The sequence below is a fragment of the Mucilaginibacter sp. Mucisp73 genome (assembly GCF_059491465.1).
Genome location: NZ_CP168507.1, coordinates 964,837 through 980,627 on the forward strand (window position 1 = coordinate 964,837; position 15,791 = coordinate 980,627).

At 47.3% G+C, this 15,791-nt stretch carries 20 protein-coding genes; 19 read left to right on the forward strand and 1 reads right to left on the reverse strand.

Annotated elements, in window-relative coordinates; genetic code table 11:
• Nucleotides 1-108: 108 nt before the first annotated feature.
• The 16 genes from ACEN82_RS04350 to ACEN82_RS04425 all read left to right on the forward strand — a co-directional run bounded on the left by ACEN82_RS04350 (nt 109) and on the right by ACEN82_RS04425 (nt 11,696).
• Nucleotides 109-732 carry a ParA family protein gene (locus ACEN82_RS04350; RefSeq protein WP_413317966.1) on the forward strand — a complete coding sequence of 208 codons (624 nt, stop codon included), beginning with the start codon at nt 109-111 and terminating at the stop codon, nt 730-732.
• Nucleotide 733: 1 nt separating this feature from the next.
• Nucleotides 734-1,069, forward strand: a complete 336-nt coding sequence (locus ACEN82_RS04355; protein WP_413317968.1) for a hypothetical protein — start codon at nt 734-736, stop codon at nt 1,067-1,069.
• Nucleotides 1,066-1,353 (forward strand): hypothetical protein, encoded by a 288-nt coding sequence (locus ACEN82_RS04360; RefSeq protein WP_413317970.1) that lies wholly within the window; start codon nt 1,066-1,068, stop codon nt 1,351-1,353. Before ACEN82_RS04355 ends, ACEN82_RS04360 begins: the two co-directional genes overlap by 4 nt.
• Nucleotides 1,350-1,640 carry a DUF4134 family protein gene (locus ACEN82_RS04365; RefSeq protein WP_413317972.1) on the forward strand — a complete coding sequence of 97 codons (291 nt, stop codon included), beginning with the start codon at nt 1,350-1,352 and terminating at the stop codon, nt 1,638-1,640. The genes ACEN82_RS04360 and ACEN82_RS04365 overlap by 4 nt, the downstream gene beginning before the upstream one ends.
• 126 nt (nt 1,641-1,766) lie before the next feature.
• Nucleotides 1,767-2,072 (forward strand): DUF4134 domain-containing protein, encoded by a 306-nt coding sequence (locus ACEN82_RS04370; protein WP_413317974.1) that lies wholly within the window; start codon nt 1,767-1,769, stop codon nt 2,070-2,072.
• On the forward strand, nt 2,072-2,368 hold the full coding sequence (locus ACEN82_RS04375) for a plasmid transfer protein (RefSeq protein WP_413317976.1): 297 nt from the start codon (nt 2,072-2,074) through the stop codon (nt 2,366-2,368). Before ACEN82_RS04370 ends, ACEN82_RS04375 begins: the two co-directional genes overlap by 1 nt.
• Nucleotides 2,346-4,778 carry a TraG family conjugative transposon ATPase gene (locus ACEN82_RS04380; RefSeq protein ID WP_413317978.1) on the forward strand — a complete coding sequence of 811 codons (2,433 nt, stop codon included), beginning with the start codon at nt 2,346-2,348 and terminating at the stop codon, nt 4,776-4,778. Before ACEN82_RS04375 ends, ACEN82_RS04380 begins: the two co-directional genes overlap by 23 nt.
• Nucleotide 4,779: 1 nt before the next feature.
• On the forward strand, nt 4,780-5,442 hold the full coding sequence (locus tag ACEN82_RS04385) for a hypothetical protein (RefSeq protein ID WP_413317980.1): 663 nt from the start codon (nt 4,780-4,782) through the stop codon (nt 5,440-5,442).
• Nucleotides 5,439-6,116 (forward strand): hypothetical protein, encoded by a 678-nt coding sequence (locus tag ACEN82_RS04390; protein ID WP_413317982.1) that lies wholly within the window; start codon nt 5,439-5,441, stop codon nt 6,114-6,116. The genes ACEN82_RS04385 and ACEN82_RS04390 overlap by 4 nt, the downstream gene beginning before the upstream one ends.
• Nucleotides 6,113-6,784, forward strand: coding sequence for a hypothetical protein (locus ACEN82_RS04395; protein ID WP_413317984.1), 672 nt, complete (start codon nt 6,113-6,115; stop codon nt 6,782-6,784). Before ACEN82_RS04390 ends, ACEN82_RS04395 begins: the two co-directional genes overlap by 4 nt.
• Nucleotides 6,781-7,560: a hypothetical protein gene (locus tag ACEN82_RS04400; RefSeq protein ID WP_413317986.1), complete on the forward strand. Its 780-nt coding sequence runs from the start codon at nt 6,781-6,783 to the stop codon at nt 7,558-7,560. Before ACEN82_RS04395 ends, ACEN82_RS04400 begins: the two co-directional genes overlap by 4 nt.
• The gene (locus ACEN82_RS04405; RefSeq protein ID WP_495644072.1) at nt 7,557-8,714 is read left to right on the forward strand and encodes a TraJ family protein; all 1,158 of its coding nucleotides are present in this window, start codon (nt 7,557-7,559) and stop codon (nt 8,712-8,714) included. Before ACEN82_RS04400 ends, ACEN82_RS04405 begins: the two co-directional genes overlap by 4 nt.
• 11 nt (nt 8,715-8,725) lie before the next feature.
• Entirely contained in the window at nt 8,726-9,340 is a 615-nt protein-coding gene (traK, locus tag ACEN82_RS04410) for a conjugative transposon protein TraK (RefSeq protein ID WP_495644073.1), read from the forward strand.
• Nucleotides 9,318-9,734, forward strand: a complete 417-nt coding sequence (locus ACEN82_RS04415) for a hypothetical protein (RefSeq protein ID WP_413317993.1) — start codon at nt 9,318-9,320, stop codon at nt 9,732-9,734. The genes traK and ACEN82_RS04415 overlap by 23 nt, the downstream gene beginning before the upstream one ends.
• A 5-nt stretch (nt 9,735-9,739) precedes the next feature.
• Nucleotides 9,740-10,897 carry a conjugative transposon protein TraM gene (gene traM, locus ACEN82_RS04420; RefSeq protein ID WP_413317995.1) on the forward strand — a complete coding sequence of 386 codons (1,158 nt, stop codon included), beginning with the start codon at nt 9,740-9,742 and terminating at the stop codon, nt 10,895-10,897.
• A gap of 1 nt (nt 10,898) precedes the next feature.
• A complete protein-coding gene (locus ACEN82_RS04425) occupies nt 10,899-11,696 on the forward strand; it encodes a DUF4138 domain-containing protein (protein WP_413317997.1) in 798 nt (265 codons plus the stop codon).
• Here ACEN82_RS04425 and ACEN82_RS04430 read toward each other — a convergent pair.
• Nucleotides 11,679-12,071 carry a hypothetical protein gene (locus ACEN82_RS04430; protein ID WP_413317999.1) on the reverse strand — a complete coding sequence of 131 codons (393 nt, stop codon included), beginning with the start codon at nt 12,069-12,071 and terminating at the stop codon, nt 11,679-11,681. The two genes, ACEN82_RS04425 and ACEN82_RS04430, sit on opposite strands and share 18 nt — an antisense overlap.
• A gap of 45 nt (nt 12,072-12,116) precedes the next feature.
• On the opposite strand from ACEN82_RS04430, the gene ACEN82_RS04435 reads away from it, so the two are divergent.
• From ACEN82_RS04435 to ACEN82_RS04445, 3 genes are read left to right on the forward strand one after another with little or no spacing between them, the layout of a single operon-like run.
• The gene (locus ACEN82_RS04435) at nt 12,117-14,132 is read left to right on the forward strand and encodes a type IV secretory system conjugative DNA transfer family protein (protein ID WP_413318001.1); all 2,016 of its coding nucleotides are present in this window, start codon (nt 12,117-12,119) and stop codon (nt 14,130-14,132) included.
• A 6-nt stretch (nt 14,133-14,138) separates the two neighbouring features.
• Nucleotides 14,139-14,603 carry a M23 family metallopeptidase gene (locus tag ACEN82_RS04440; RefSeq protein WP_495644074.1) on the forward strand — a complete coding sequence of 155 codons (465 nt, stop codon included), beginning with the start codon at nt 14,139-14,141 and terminating at the stop codon, nt 14,601-14,603.
• Nucleotides 14,596-15,789 carry a zincin-like metallopeptidase domain-containing protein gene (locus ACEN82_RS04445; protein ID WP_413318005.1) on the forward strand — a complete coding sequence of 398 codons (1,194 nt, stop codon included), beginning with the start codon at nt 14,596-14,598 and terminating at the stop codon, nt 15,787-15,789. The genes ACEN82_RS04440 and ACEN82_RS04445 overlap by 8 nt, the downstream gene beginning before the upstream one ends.
• Nucleotides 15,790-15,791 lie beyond the last annotated feature (2 nt).

Here is a 15,791-nt window from a genome sequence, read left to right on the forward strand (position 1 = left end):
GGCATTTATTTTGATCCCCGGATGATCGGGCTAACGTAAAAACCTTCCTGACACCTTTCACGCTCATGTCACGCCCGGGCGATAATCGCCTGGAATAAACTTTTCTTTATGATTATTATTATCGGAAACCAGAAAGGCGGCTGCGGTAAAAGCACGCTCGTTCTTTTGCTGGCAAATTACCTCACCCTGATCAAAAAATGTAAGGTAACGGTTTTAGACACCGACTACCAGCAATCAGTCTCGCAGAAATTTCAAAAGGCAAAGATACTGGAGAATGTAGAGCCTTATGAGGTACTGGCGCTTGAACTGGAAACGTACCCGGATATGAAAGAGGTATTTGCCGCAAATCCCACCGACATCGCATTGGTCGATTTGCCTGGTAAACTGGACGATGATGGCCTGTTGCCGGTGTTTCAATCGGCCAACCTGGTGATTTGCCCCTTCGCTTACGACGAATTCAGTTTTGAATCCACCATCTTATTCTCTGTGGTGTTACGGAAGATCAACCCGGAAGTAAGCATTGTTTATGTACCAAACAGGGTTAAAGCTAATGTGAAATATGAGACGCAGGTAGATGTTGACTTGCAGCTATCAAAATTCGGTAGCGTCACAAAGGCATTGCCCGACCGGATAGATTTTCAGCGGACCAATACCTTCCAGATACCGCTATCAGTTTACCCGGTTGTCCTGCCGGTATTCGACAAAATATTTAAAGACCATATCAAAAAATAAGATGAACCAAATAAAAACGCTGGCCGACCAGTTACGCGACAAAATGGCCAAGCCGGACACACCGCTGCCGGAGGAAAAGCCGGTAAAGAAAAGAACGGCGAAGCCTGAAGCGATTCCGCCCATTGTCGAGCAGTTACGGGCGTATGATTTAAGCGATCACAAAAACGCGGTACATGCCCGCTTTGATGGCGCGACCGCCCAAACGCTGCATCATTTCAAGATGGCTACAGGAATCGAAGTCACCCGCCTGATCTGCTATGCGGTCAGGCAGCTGCTCGAACAAAACCCGGAAATCAAATCCATTGTCAAACAATATATCCAAAAACTTGAATTATGAACTGGTTACATTTCTGTCTTTGGGTGTGCGGCATTTATATGCTGTATTACCTCGTCATTATTTTAGCTGACCTCGCCCGTGCAAGGTCACCCACCAGGCCCGATACGCAGGAAATATATTTTTCCGAAGATGTAAAGCCGGAACTGCTCAAGGCTGAAGATCACGCACCGGCGGCGAAACCGCAGCAGTCCATGATCGGTTCAGGGGGAGTGAGCCTGAAGGAAGCTTTCGGCCTGGCCCGCAAGGATATGCTGGTCTATACGCGCGCAGTTAGTTTCGGATGAAACGCCTCATATCTATTTTGTCCTTAGGCTGGGCAGTTCCGGCCTTCGGCCAGCCGGGCATAGATGAAATGCACCAGGCCAGCCAGCAATTAACCTCAAGCTTTTTTTCCGCCTTTGACTGCTCACTTATCCTGGCCGCCATATTCGGCATAACCGGCGCGTTGCGCATTTACCACAACTGGCAGATGGGAAAGCGGGAGATAACCACTGACGTAGCAGCATGGTTCTATGCCGCTATTTTCATGGTGCTGGCAGGTGCATTTCTGCGCGCGCTGTTTGGCATCTGATTCTTCAAGTCCTCTCCTTTGGAGAGGATTTAGGTGAGGCTTTTTAATACCCCTTAATAACCCGGCGGTTCCGGCTGTCAACCGGGCCGCCAATTTTTATCAAACAATTTAATACCCCGATTTCAAATGAACAAATTCAAAAAAATGTGGGCTACAGTAGTACTGTTCGTCCTGGGCACAATTTCAGCATTCGCTCAAAGCGGCGTTAACGGGCTGAACACGGCAACGACTACTTTAAAAACTTACATCGCACCCGTGACAACGATTACACTGGTCATCGGGGGCATCGTGGGGATCATAGGCGCGATCCGGGTTTATTCCAAATGGAATTCCGGCGACCAGGACATTAATAAAGAATTGATGGGCTGGGGAGGCTCCTGCGTTTTTCTTGTTGTATCTTCTTTGGTTATCAAAGCTTTCTTCGGACTGTGATGATAAAGCATTTTCCGGTATATAAGGGGCTTCAAAAACCCCTTATTTTTCGCGGCTTTCGCGGGAAATTTATCTATTGGGGTATCGGCTCCCTGCTGGCCGGACTGGTCGTAGGCGCGTTAACCATGTCTCTGATCAATATGTGGCTGGGTGCAGTTTTACTGGTCGGCTGTATAACCGGCGGCCTGTTATTTACCGCCTCCAGGCAAAAGCAGGGCCTCCACTCCAAGAGCCGCAGCAACAAAATTTATATCCTTAACCAGATCAATCATTATGGCCGCAAAAACTGTATTTGAAATGCCTTTTATCGGTGTGGATACTAAAGGTGAATTTGACATGCTGATCGGTGCAGGCGGCGACTATTCAGTCATCCTGAAAATGGTTAACCCGGTTATCCGATATTCGGCTTACTCTGCGGGCTACAACGAATTTCATAACGCGCTTATCAATGTCGTCAAGGTGTTAGGTGACGGGTATATTCTGCAAAAGCAGGACATTATCAGCCGTGGCACTTATGAGCCCGGAAATGCGAACGGCTATTTGCAGCAGCGGTACAACGCTCATTTCAAAGGTCGGGAGTCCATGCAGGTCAGCACCTACCTGACCATTTCACGCCGCATCAAAAAGGGCGCGTTTTACGTCTACGACCCGAAGTCGCTGCGTGAATTCCACCAGGCTGTCCGAAAGATCCTGGATATTCTGCCCGGCACCGTCGTATTAAAAGAGCCCGCGATTAATCTCTTGCTGTTGCAAATGCTGAGCATGGACTTCAAAAGCAAAAACATCAGTCTGAATAACCTCAGCCCGAATGATAACGAGGTGAAAATGGGAGCGGTTTCGGCCCGGAGCATTAGCCTGGTCAATATTGATAGTGTGGACCTGCCGCCTGAAGTAGCTACCCATGTGGAGCTGAACGATAAGGATGCTATAAAAGGGTTCCCGGTGGATTTTTTTTCATTCCTGTTCAAAGTGCCGGGCTGTACCGCTATCGTATATAATCAGGTCATCGATGTGGTCGGGCAAAGTACCATGCTCCGGAAGCTGGAACAGAAAAAGAAACGGCATTCCGGCATTCCCGATCCGGCCAATGACCTCTGTGTCGAGGATATTGACTTATTGCTGAATGATGTGGCCAGGGAAAACCAATTGGTTGTTAACTGCCATTTCAATATGCTGGTTGTGGCCGAACCGGATAAACTGGATAAAGCTTCTAATTTTATCGAAAGCTCGTTATTCGGTTTAGGAATCCAGCCCAGTAAAGGCGCCTACAACCAACTGGAATTGTTCCGGTCTGTTCTCCCCGGAAACGCTGTCGAGCTGAAAGAGTATGATTGGTTCCTGACAACCTGCGACGCGGCAGCGTGTTTCTTTTTTAAGGAATCCCTGCCGAAGGACGAACCTTCCGATTTCCTTATCCGGTTCACGGACAGGCAGGGAATTCCGGTCGGGATGGACCCCGCTGACCTGCCGATGCGAACTGGCAGGATCAACAATCGTAATAAATTTGTCCTGGGCCCAAGCGGCAGCGGTAAGTCCTTCTTTATGAATGCCTTAGTTGAGCAATATGTCCAATACAATATGGATGTGGTGATCATCGATGTTGGCCATTCCTATTCCGGGCTTTGTGCCTATTGCAAAGGAAAATATATTACTTACACCGACCAAAAGCCGATCACGATGAATCCCTTCGCCATGAAGGCGAATGAATATAACATCGAGAAAAAGGATTTCCTGGTAACCTTGCTGGCCCTTTTATGGAAAGGTGCGGACGGTACGCTGTCCAATATCGAACGCGATGTGCTTTCCGCACTGGTCAGTGCCTATTACGCCGACAAATTTCAACAGGATGAACCGGTATTGAACTTCAATACTTTTTACGAATTCGCCCTGGCAAAGATACCGGAGATCAAGAGAGAGGAATCTATACCCTTTGACCTCGACGAGTTCCGCTATGTCCTGAAGAAGTTCTATCGAGGCGGCGAGTTTGACGCGATACTGAATGAAGCAGTCGACGACTCGCTGTTCGGAGAGCCGTTTATTGTCTATGAGATCGACAATGTACAAAACCACAAGATTTTGTTCCCGATTGTCACGCTCATCATTATGGACGTATTTATCCAAAAAATGCGTTACCGCAGCGGTCGCCGCAAGTGCCTGATTGCGGAGGAAGCGTGGAAGGCCATTGCCAGTCCGATTATGGGTTCCTATTTGGTTTACCTGTATAAAACCGTTCGTAAGTTCTGGGGTGAAGCCATCGTCGTCACGCAGGAATTGGGTGACATTATCGGCAATGCTATTGTCAAGGATAGTATCATCAGTAATTCAGATACCATTTGCCTGCTCGATCAAACCAAATTCAAGGATAATTATAATGAAATCGCGGCACTGCTTTCTATCAATGAAACTGAACGCCGCAAGATTTTTACGATTAACCAGCTGGACAATACCGAAGGCCGCGGGCGCTTTAAAGAGGTATATATCCGGCGCGGCGCGGTCGGCGAAGTGTATGGCGTAGAAGTTTCCGTTGAACAATATTTGACCTTCTCGACGGAGAAGCCCGAAAAGTCCGCCGTCGAAATTTATGCGGCCGCTTATGGTTCTTATCCAGCCGGCCTCGATGCCTTTGTGGCCGACCTCCGCAACAGTAAAGTGCCCTTGCCGGCATTTGTAAATCACATCAATACCATCAAAAAAACATTCCAGTAACATGAGAAAATTATTAGTTATGCTGTTCTGCCTCGCCGCAGGCAACGCTTTCGCGCAGGAACTTGTCGTAGACCCGGTTACCTCCGCGGCAATTGTAGGCAGCACCATTGCCATCAACGGGCAGTTAGGTACGACAAATGATAAGCTAAACCTGATTCAAAAGGGCCAGCTGGCGGTGACCGGGCAGCTGGTCATTGTCAATGACATGCAGAACAAGATATACAAAGGGCTTAGCGAAGTGGCCGCTGTCATTAATAATGTCACCACCGTCAAGGAAATTGCTGAATGTGGTACTGACATCGTTAATGATGTGGAGCAATCCATCGTTCTTGCCAAATCCAACCCGGTTTTATTGCTGTTTGCCGAACAGGGTGCCAGGGACTTTGAAGCCCGCGCCGCAACGCTGGCCGCCGACGTCGGCGCATTTGTGCTAAAGGGCGGCAACGGAAACCTCATGGATTCGGGTGAGCGCGGTAAACTATTGAATCACATTGCCGATGAGCTACGCATCCTGCGCGGCATCGCTTACGGGATGCAGCGCTCCATGTATTGGGCTAAAATGAACGGCATCTTCCGCACCCTCAACCCCTGGGCAGAATGGCAGAACCAGGACGTCCGTATTGCCAACGATGTATTAACCAATGCTAGATTTTTAAAACGATGAATTACTACTTTAAACTATTATTCTGCCTTATACTCTTCGCCTTTAAGCTTTCACCTTCATCAGCCCAGCAGAAAACCCTGGATATTCCAAGCATGCACTTACTGATCGATCAGTCCATTGATGAGAACAAGCAGCAGGTAAAAGCGAAAAACCAGCAAATAGCCGCTTCAGCGAATGAACAGGCTAACCTGAACCTGCTCGATAAATTGAAAGTAAAGTACCGGCAATTACAGGAGCGGTACAACGCTTTGGGCACAGCGATCAACGTCGCCGACATCGGGATTTATGCGACCCCGATGGTAAAACGTATCGTTCAGAACCAGGCTCAGATACTACAGCTGACCGAAAAGAATCCTGCCCTCGTCGCGCTGGGCTATCAGACCGAAATCGAGTTTGCTGAAAAGGCCAAAGACCTGGTTGGCTATGTGACGGGACTAACCCTAAGCATCGGCGACGTCAACCAAATGAAGGCCTCAGACCGCAAGCTGCTTTTCGATTTTGTCCTCAGCGAGCTCAGCAACATTCAGGACATTTCCGGCACGCTGGTCAGTAATCTTCAATACGCCACGTTGAAAGACCTGATCAAGGCCGCGAATCCCTTTCAGAATTTTATCAATTCAGATATAGCGATCAGCAGGGACATCATCCAAAACGCTAAGTATTTAAAACAATGAAAATCCCGACAACTATTTTCCTTTTAGCTTTCGCCTTTCAGCTTTCACCTGCTCTTGCACAGGAATATGTATTTGACCCGCAGGTTTGCGCATCGGTAATTGCCAACCAGGCCGTGCGAAGTTCGGCCGAGGTTACCCACCAGGAATATTTAAACAAGATCAATAACAACTTGGATAACATCAACACCAATGCAGGCTCGGTGGTGCTGGCGCAGACAATGATCTACGAGGCACTGGCCAATGTTAATTCGGCATTAAAAGACGGGCTGGCCGTCAAAAACCTGGCTGTGATCGTAGCCGATATGACCCGCTATATACAGCAGGCCCTGACTCTGGCAAAATCCGATCCCGCTTTACTATTATTCACCTCCCGCATCTCCAATGAAATGCGGATCAAGTCAATAACACTGGTTACCGACGTATCCAATTACGTCTTAAAGGAAGGTGACAATGTTTTGGCGGATTACAATTCGCGGGATGAATTATTAAAAAAGGTAACCACCCAATTACAACTGCTCGATGGCCTGGCCTATGGTGCCTGGCGGGCCATGTTCTGGGCCAAAGAAAAAGGCCTCATCGCTTCGCTCAACCCCTTCGCCGGGTTCATCTACAAAGACAAATTATTTTCACAACAAATTATCGCTAACGCCAAATACTTGAAACAATGAAAAAGCTATTTTTTCTTTTTGCTTTTTGCTTTTGCGTTTCTGCTTCTTGCTTCGCGCAATCTGAAGTGAACGACGAGGCGCTCCGTTACCAGGAACAGCGTATGGTATTCCAGCAATGGGACCAGAATAAGTTCAAACCCTCGAAAGGCTTTTTGAGCCTTAATCCATACTACTGGCTGGTTTGGGGTTTATTCCATCCCGATTACCACAAAACTGACCTTCGGCCATTGAGCGCCAACGGGCCGCAGACACAGCGCATCGCCTTTGTCGCAGCAATGAGTAACACGGATAATCATTATAAGCTGCAATCTGATACCGTTAAAAACACGGCGCTATCTCAGGTTGCGGCCACCTCAGGCTTATTGAGCGGAGCGGATCCGCTGTGGGTGTTGTATTATAAAAACCAGTTCTACCCGGTACTCAACAATTCACCGGCATCTATTTTAAGCGGGTTATCACCGCAGGTCAGCGCGAAGTTGGTTTCCGAAGGGACTTATTCCTGGTATAAAAATGAGCTGGATATGCTGAAGCAACGGGTTCAGGGTGCCCACGACGCCGATATAGACCGGGGGCCGAGGATTTTGGCGTATTACCGGCTGCTGAATGATTACCGCAGGCTTGCCGGGGTTTGGTCGATCAGAACGGCTTCGGCGCAGTCCACCCTGGATATGACCAAACAGCAGCAGCATTTAAACACCGGCTTTACCGGGGTGCCGGACTGGACGCCGCAGACCGATATTTCCATCGCCAACAAAATATTGCAGAAGGTAAAATGAAGAAAAAATTAGGGATTATAGTGTCGCTGCTACTTACGATGTCAGCGGCATTCGCGCAAACCGGCAATAATACCGATGCGAAAAAAACTTTACAGTATTTGCAGGGCAGCGGCGTCTATGAGGAAGGTGTAATGACCTTTCTGCACGGCCTGAAAGATTCTATTTGGACGCATTTCGATCTGTTTATTACCGATGCCAAAGCATTAGCGGCAATATTTATGATCATTTATTTTGCAATCAGGTCCTACGAAATGATGGTAGGGGATAAGCGTATGGAGATCATGCCCTTGCTGCGGCCATTTGGCCTGGCAATGGTGATATTGTGGTGGGGCGCATTCGTAAAGATGGTCGCCTTTCCGACTGACCTGGTCGCCAACCAGACAGAACAGATGTTCGAGAGCGAGCAAAATACCGTCAACGACCTGCGCTTTAACCGCGCCAACCTCATGCTGGCAGTTGCCAATTCGCTCTACACTTTCCAGGCGCAGACCGAAGTGGCAGAGAAAGAAAGCAATACCTGGTACGGGCAGGCATGGGACGCGGTTACCAGCACCGTAAAACAGGGTATCGCCGACGTGGTATCGCCATTGCTCGAATTGAAAAACCGCTTGACGGTAGGTATGCAATTGCTGTTCACGCAATTGCTTGAGCTGCTGGGAATATGGATACTCCGGATTGCTGTATATATAGTGTTCATGATTCAAATTATTTATTCCAGCATCCTGATAATCCTGGGTCCTTTTGCCGTGGCAGTCAGCATACTTCCCGCTTTTCGCGATAGTTTCAGCACCTGGATTGCCCGGTTTATTTCCGTAAACCTGTATTCGGGTATAGCCTATCTGATTATGTACCTGTGCGGATTAATGCAGGAATATGCGCTCGAATCGGAGATCAGCAAATACCAGGAATTGGTAGGCCAGAACGGTACCAGCGCCAACCTGGAGAAAATGGCCTGGTTCGCCAGTAACGGCATCCTGTCATTCGGAACCGTGATCATCGTATTTATTATCGGCGCGATTTGTATGTTCACGGTGCCGAGCATTTCTACCTGGATCATTTCAACCTCCGGCGTAAGTTCCGCATCCTCAAATTTCGGCCGTGGCGCCGCCACCGTGGTTGGTGTCGTCCGTCGTGCCTCCGGCAGCTTTATTTAATACCTAAAATTATGATCATCAAAAATATCGAAGCCAAGATCCGCCTGGCCACCTTTGTGGCGGGCGGAAGTTTTTTAACGGCGATTATCATCGCAGCCATAGCCTGCTCTTACGCCTATAAGCAGGTCGTCAGCGCCAGGCAAAGTGTTTACATATTGGCAAACAATGTGCCGGTACTGGCCAGGCAAACGGACGTGCAGATGAATCGGCCCGCCGAATATAAAGCGGATGTAGACCTCTTTCATTCCTTATTTTTTTCGCTGACGCCGGACGACAATTACATGGAATACCAGATCAAAAAGGCGATGTACCTGGTGGACGAATCCGGAATGCAGCAATATAACGACCTCAAAGAAAAGGGATTTTTTAACTCTATACTGTCATCCAGCTCGGTGCTGACCCTGCAAACGGATTCGATCGCGCTGGATGTGCCGAAGAAATATTTCCGGTATTATGGAAAGCTGAAGATTGACCGTCGCAGCAGTACGGTCGTGCGCTCCTTAATTACGGAAGGCTATCTAAAAGATATTCCCCGAAGTGACAATAACCCGCATGGTGTTTTGATCACCGGCTGGAAAACTCTGGAAAATAAAGACCTCGAAGATGTGGAAAAAAATACGTTCTAACCGCGATCCGGCGGATACGCTGTATAGTGAGATCAGGAAGGAGTTTGATCCTTATTTTCAAATGGCAGGTCGGAGCGTGCATATCATACTGCAAAAATTCCCAAAAGGAATATTTGGTTTGATGGTTATCATGATGATTTTATCCATGGTACTAACTTTTACCGTCTTTCGGCGACCGGAACCCAAAACTAAGCCTGTCGCAAGGATGGTGCCTCGCCCGCTTCACGACGGATTCGACGAAATACTTCATGCCGGTGCCCAGTTGAAAGAAACGATCCGCCTCAAAAAAATAGTGGACAGTATCACCGCTAAAAAGCAGCTCAACGCAGGCGACAGCAGTTCCCTTGTGAAGGCGCTGGACACTCTTCAGAAAATTCATCCATCCTTAAAGTAATTTTTATGAAACTAAATTTTAAACAGCCCAAATATGTGCTGCCATTACTGGTATTGCCTTTTTTGTGCCTCTTCTTTTATGTTTATCGCGGCAGTACCTCGAAGAAAACACCTTCGACAAGGCAGGATGCGGGCCTAAACGGTACCGTTGGAAATGTGTCCTCGACCGTTCGCAAGGAAAACTTGCAGGATAAACTTGACGCGTTTCGAAACACCTATAAGGAGACAAACGGCAATACGGCGGTCAATGTTATTCCGAAGGAACAATCTGCGAACGCGTCCTTTAAAGACAATTATTCATTTGCGGAAAAGAAAAAGCTGGATTCCATCGATAAAGCCATGAAGTTGAAATATGGCGACCAGCAGCGATTAGCGGATGAGCCTGCAACAGACCGAACCTACGTCGAGGCCATCAACCGGATGAACCGCAAACCGAAGCAGCCCGCAGCCACCATCCAAAAGCCTGATGATCCGATGGAAACCTTTAAAAAGCAAATGGCTTACATGGATAGCCTGGGCAAAATGAATGACCCGGCATATAAAGCAGAAAAACAGAAGCAGCTGGCAGAAGCCAAACGAAAACAGCTCGAAGCCGGTCAAAAGGCGCTTTCTGTAACTAAGGCCGATGCAACAGCGGAAGGATTTAATACGGTTATGCCGGATAAGGACAAATCCTTTATCAAAGCGGTCATCGACGAAAATGTCACCGGTTATGCCGGCTCGCGCCTGCGCCTGCGTTTGCTGGATGATATAGTGGCTGGGGATATGCTTATTCCGAAGGACACCTATATCTACGCGCTGGTCAGCGGGTTTTCCGAACAGCGCGTGACACTTTCTATTAAAACCATCTTATCCGGCGGGAAGATACTGCCGGTAAAGCTGGAGGTTTACGACCTGGACGGCCTGCCCGGCTTGTATGTTCCGGCATCTGCCTTTCGCGATTTTACCAAAGACCTTGGCGGAAGTTCAATCCAGGGGGTGACCATCGACGGCAGCTCATCCGGCAACAGCCAGTTTATTATGAGTTCCGTCGGCAAAATGTTCCAGTCAACTTCATCGGCCATTGCCGACCTCATCCGTAAGAACAAAGCCCGGATGAAATACAATTCCTATATGTATCTCATTGACACCGAAGCGCTGCAAAACGCTCAAAACCACTATTGATATGAAAAATTTAATGTTTGCCTTTTTATTATTGCTCGGCTTGTCCGTAAATGCTCAGGGCAACCTGCCAACTGTTTATCTCCCCGAAGATTTAACGGTACACTTTATTTCACCGGAACCAATCCAATATGTTGACATCTCGTCCAAACATATCACCGGTGATTTGCCGCTTAAAAATTTATTGCGCATCCGCTGTAAGGATACACTGGCGGCAGATGATGATGCGGTGATCACCATAACCGGGGAAAAATTCATAGCTCAATACCATATCATCATCGGCGGTACCAATGTCCCCACCGAAATTGAAATTAAACCGGAAGATTGCCGCCCTTTGGATATTGCCGGCATAGGCTTGTCTGTGAACCAGCTTAAAGCTTTATGTCTTAATATAGCAGCCCAAAAACCCGCTAAGCGCCGGGAAAGGGTTAATGCCTTTGGCATAACCGGCATCGTAAATCATGTGTATAGTTTCGGCGATTACCTGTTTCTGGACATCGGTTATGAGAACCATACCAACCTGCCCTATGACATTGATGCGCTCAGGTTTAAAATTGACGATAAAAAAGTAACAAAGGCATCCAATGTGCAGTCACTGGAACTCAAACCGGAGTATGTTTTGTTTAATCAGCCGTCTTTCACCAAATATTACCGCAATATCCTGGTATTTAAAAAATTGACCTACCCGGGCAATAAAGTACTCCATATAGAAATAAGTGAAAAGCAGGTTTCCGGTAGGGTAATCATCCTGGCTGTCTCTTATAAGGATATTTTGGGTGCTGATTTACTTACCATGCATTGATGTGCTTCCCGGAAATGTTTTCAGCCATTCCGTTCTCAACGTGTTAAAATCTTTGTTGAATACTAAACGTTTTTTTGGTTTCTCTTTTAACTTAAATAAAAGTGCTTCTAGTTTGACTTTGTAATAACCATTCCAGGATGACCTTTTTGAAAAGTTGATGCTTTTCTCAATAGTGACAAACAAAGCTGAAAAGCAGCCGAAAACTGCCGTGACACCGCTCGGTGCGCCTAATGCTGCGGCAATTGAGGCCCCAAAACCCACAACAATCGCACCCCATGTTAACCATTGGGATTTGATAAAATCAAGACGCTCAAATTTCTTTTTATCGTTAATCTCTCCCTGGATTTGATCAATAAGGTAGTCGGTATTGTCCATGCTGCGAAGGTTTTGGATATTAAATATACAATAATTACACATGTTATGGAAGAAAGCCGCGACCAGCAGAAGCTGCATGGTTTTTTGCAGTGCTGCATTTACCTGTCCATCGCCCTGGAGGCTTGCATTTTTATCTATCAGCCTGCACCAATCTGGGGAGTATTTGGAAGCGCCTTGTTAAAGATCAGTCATATCGGTATTTATGAGAATCTGGTCTACAGTAAATTATCGACCCTGCTGATCATCTGCCTGGTCAGCATTGGCACCCTGGCAAAAAAGAAAGTTGACCTCGACCCGAAGAAACATATAGTCTACCCTTTGGCTTTGGGTTTCTTACTGTTTTTCGGCAGTCTTTATTTTTATAACCGGCCATCCGGAATTATTTTACCCTATACGACAGCCTGTAACCTGGTTTATCTGCTGGCTTCGTTTTTTGGCGCAATCCTGACCAGCATGGCGATGGATAATGTCTCTAAAATGATTCGTTCGGGTTTGGGTAAAGACAAATGGAATGTGGAAGGTGAAAGTTTCATGCAGCAGGTGAAGCCGGTTATCACACCGTATTCCGTCAATATACCCATGCAGTTTTATTTTAAAGGTAGGGTCAGGGATGGTTGGATCAATATTGTTAATCCTTTTCGGGGTACGATCCTGATCGGTACGCCAGGCTCCGGTAAAAGCTTCGGCGTCGTCAATCCCTTTATACGGCAAATGATTGCCAAGGAATTTACTGGCGTAGTGTACGACTTTAAATTCCCAGACCTCGGTAAGATAGCCTATTACCAGTATTTGAAAGCGAAGCAGGCAGGCCGGTGCAGGAAGCATGCTTTTCACGTGGTTAACCTGAATGACGTTGAGAAAAGCAGGCGAATCAACCCCTGGCGGAAAGATTACCTGGTAACCTTAGCGGATGCTTCCGAAAGTGCGGAGGCATTGGTGGAAGCTTTGAAAAAAGGGGATAAGTCGGGTGGCAGCGACCAGTTCTTTACACAGTCTGCCATCAATTTTCTTTCGGCCTGCGTTTACTTTTTCAGTAAGTATGCCGATGGGAAATATTCCAGCTTTCCGCATGTGCTGGCTTTTCTGAACCATAGCTATGAAGATATTTTTAATACGCTGTTTTCAGAGCCTGAACTGGTGCCATTATTATCACCGTTTAAAAGCGCGTTTATAGCCAAAGCTTTCGACCAGTTAGAGGGCCAGGTCGGCACGCTGAAAATATTTATCAGCCGGCTGGCAACAAAGGAATGCTTTTGGGTTTTTTCCGGCGATGATTTCGACCTTAAAGTGTCCAGCCCGCAAAACCCCGGCATCGTCGTGTTGGCAAATGATCCGAACACGCAGAATATTAATTCTGCCTGTTATTCCGTAGTGCTGAACCGGATAACCAAACTGGTAAATAACAAAGGCAACCTGCCGACCGCACTCATCATCGATGAGATACCTACGCTGTATACTTATAAAATAGAGAATCTCATCGCTACCGCGCGTTCCAATAAGGTAGCGATTCTGATGGGGCTGCAGGAATTGCCGCAGTTCAATCAACACTACGGTAAAGAAACGGCGGCAACGATAACGGCAGTGGTCGGAAATGTGCTGGCGGGTTCGGTCCGAAACAAGGAAACACTGGACTGGCTCGAAAAGCTGTTTGGCAAATCAAAACAGATCGGTGAAAGCTTATCGATTGACCGCAATAAAGTATCCAGCTCTTTAAACGAGAAACTCGAAACTCTCATTCCGGCTGGTAAAATGGCAGCGCTCAACACCGGCGAGATGGTTGGGCTGATAGCTGCGGATGCACAGGAAAACTATACCGGTAAGTTTGATACATCAGCCATTAATTGCCGTATCAACCTGGATAAAAATGAATTGGATGCAGAGGAAAAAGGCTACCGGGACTTGCCCGTCTATTATGACTTTGGCCGTGGTAAGGAAGATATCCTCCGCAATAATTTCATGAAGATCAATAAAGAAGTGGAAGGCGTTATCGCTCAATTCAGAAAAACTTCCCCTGTGGTTTCGCCCCCCAAAAACGCGCAAAAAAACGTCATCAAAAAATAACCTTAGTTGATTAAATCCTTCCTCATTGCACTGCTGCTGCTCGGTAGCCCTGGTGCGCGCGGTCAATATGCTTTGCCCTTAAAGCACCTGGTCTTAACATCGGGATATGGCTACCGGATTCACCCGGTCACCGCCAAATTCTCGTTCCATCCGGGAGTCGATCTCCATGCACGGCATGATACCGTTTTCGCTATCGCAGACGGCGTTGTAGCCGCGATTGGTTACCAGGACCTCTTGGGAATTTGTATCCGCCTGAATCACAATGGCTTGCAAAGCGTTTACGGGCATCTTTCGCAGGTATGGGTTAGTGCAGGCGATTCGGTTATTTCCGGACAGCCGATTGCAATTTCAGGAGCGACCGGCCGGGTTACCGGCGAACATCTGCATTTCAGCGTCCTATACCTCGGCAAGCCGATTGACCCCATTCAATTTTTATATCATCTGTTATCATACAATCAAAATCATGAGTAAAGAATTCAAACCACTTCCGGAACAGATTTCCGAGAAAATGATCACAGCCATCAGGGATGGCAAATCGATCTTCCAAAAACCAATGAACGCGGCCGGTACTTCGCAGTTTGTTCAACCTTTCAATGCTAGCACCGGCAAACAATACACCGGGCCCGCTGCCCTCGTTCTGATGATGCAGGACAAAGCCGACCCACGGTGGATGACTTCCAATCAGGCATCCTTTAATAAAACCCATGTGTTAAAGGGCTCAAAGGGGACGCTTATTAATTTTTTCACCAATAATATTACCCGGCCGGTAATGAAAGATGGTGAACAGGTTAAAAAAGAAAACGGATTTCCTCAGACAGAAAGGGTAACGCTTGACAAACCGCAGTTGGTGGATGCCTGGCTGTTTAATGGCAGCCAGCTGAACGAAATGCCGGCATACGAACCTCTTGAGTCGTTGTTGTCACCCGTAGAACGGGCGCAAAATATTATAGATGCAAGCAGCGCAGTGTTTGAGGGTGAAGAATCAATGATGACCTTCAGTCCGCACACCGATACATTTCTACAGGACAAAGATGCGTTTCCTTCCCCGGAATTGTATTATGCCGCTGCGCTGCACGAAAGGGCACACTGGATCAGCCATGATAGTAAGATCAGCAAACAGGCGGACGGTCCCGATGCGGATAACCTGGTCAAAGAAGAACTCCGTACCAATATCGCCTCGATCATGATCAGCGCTGAGCTTAATTTGCCGTACGACCCGGAAGTTCACGCCAAACGCTTAGATGCTTTTATGCAATTGATGAAGGATGAACCGAATGAGCTGTTCAAAGCTGCATCGGACGCTCAAAAGATTGCTGATTTTGTGCTGGGCCTTGAGCCGAAGATCGGACTCGAACAGCAGGTAGCTGCATCTAAAAGCAATCCGGATAAATTGGAACAGGGCGACGTGATCAACTATAATCAAGCACAGTATACGGTGATCCGGCCATTAAAAAATAAAGCTTTCGAGATGGACAAGGATGGCGAAAAGTTTAAGATGAGCATGAAAGACGGATTGTACAATTCACTCTTGGACGCTAAAAGGAATCCGCAACAGCTTGACCGCTCGGTTACGACGGAAGAAGATCTCGGACAGGAAGACGAGTTACAGGAATCCCTGGCTGAAGAAGAAACGAGCGGTTATAAAATGAAACGATAAAT

Bases quoted from the DNA above. Each gene is read 5' to 3' on its own strand.
- ACEN82_RS04360 (WP_413317970.1), top strand. From the start codon at position 1,066: ATGAACTGGTTACATTTCTGTCTTTGGGTGTGCGGCATTTATATGCTG.
- ACEN82_RS04415 (WP_413317993.1), top strand. From the start codon at position 9,318: ATGTGGAAAAAAATACGTTCTAACCGCGATCCGGCGGATACGCTGTAT.
- ACEN82_RS04430 (WP_413317999.1), bottom strand. From the start codon at position 12,071: ATGGACAATACCGACTACCTTATTGATCAAATCCAGGGAGAGATTAAC.
- ACEN82_RS04385 (WP_413317980.1), top strand. From the start codon at position 4,780: ATGAGAAAATTATTAGTTATGCTGTTCTGCCTCGCCGCAGGCAACGCT.
- ACEN82_RS04390 (WP_413317982.1), top strand. From the start codon at position 5,439: ATGAATTACTACTTTAAACTATTATTCTGCCTTATACTCTTCGCCTTT.
- ACEN82_RS04350 (WP_413317966.1), top strand. From the start codon at position 109: ATGATTATTATTATCGGAAACCAGAAAGGCGGCTGCGGTAAAAGCACG.
- ACEN82_RS04435 (WP_413318001.1), top strand. From the start codon at position 12,117: ATGGAAGAAAGCCGCGACCAGCAGAAGCTGCATGGTTTTTTGCAGTGC.
- traK (WP_495644073.1), top strand. From the start codon at position 8,726: ATGATCATCAAAAATATCGAAGCCAAGATCCGCCTGGCCACCTTTGTG.
- ACEN82_RS04400 (WP_413317986.1), top strand. From the start codon at position 6,781: ATGAAAAAGCTATTTTTTCTTTTTGCTTTTTGCTTTTGCGTTTCTGCT.
- traM (WP_413317995.1), top strand. From the start codon at position 9,740: ATGAAACTAAATTTTAAACAGCCCAAATATGTGCTGCCATTACTGGTA.
- ACEN82_RS04405 (WP_495644072.1), top strand. From the start codon at position 7,557: ATGAAGAAAAAATTAGGGATTATAGTGTCGCTGCTACTTACGATGTCA.
- ACEN82_RS04355 (WP_413317968.1), top strand. From the start codon at position 734: ATGAACCAAATAAAAACGCTGGCCGACCAGTTACGCGACAAAATGGCC.
- ACEN82_RS04445 (WP_413318005.1), top strand. From the start codon at position 14,596: ATGAGTAAAGAATTCAAACCACTTCCGGAACAGATTTCCGAGAAAATG.
- ACEN82_RS04380 (WP_413317978.1), top strand. From the start codon at position 2,346: ATGGCCGCAAAAACTGTATTTGAAATGCCTTTTATCGGTGTGGATACT.
- ACEN82_RS04365 (WP_413317972.1), top strand. From the start codon at position 1,350: ATGAAACGCCTCATATCTATTTTGTCCTTAGGCTGGGCAGTTCCGGCC.
- ACEN82_RS04375 (WP_413317976.1), top strand. From the start codon at position 2,072: ATGATAAAGCATTTTCCGGTATATAAGGGGCTTCAAAAACCCCTTATT.
- ACEN82_RS04395 (WP_413317984.1), top strand. From the start codon at position 6,113: ATGAAAATCCCGACAACTATTTTCCTTTTAGCTTTCGCCTTTCAGCTT.
- ACEN82_RS04425 (WP_413317997.1), top strand. From the start codon at position 10,899: ATGAAAAATTTAATGTTTGCCTTTTTATTATTGCTCGGCTTGTCCGTA.
- ACEN82_RS04370 (WP_413317974.1), top strand. From the start codon at position 1,767: ATGAACAAATTCAAAAAAATGTGGGCTACAGTAGTACTGTTCGTCCTG.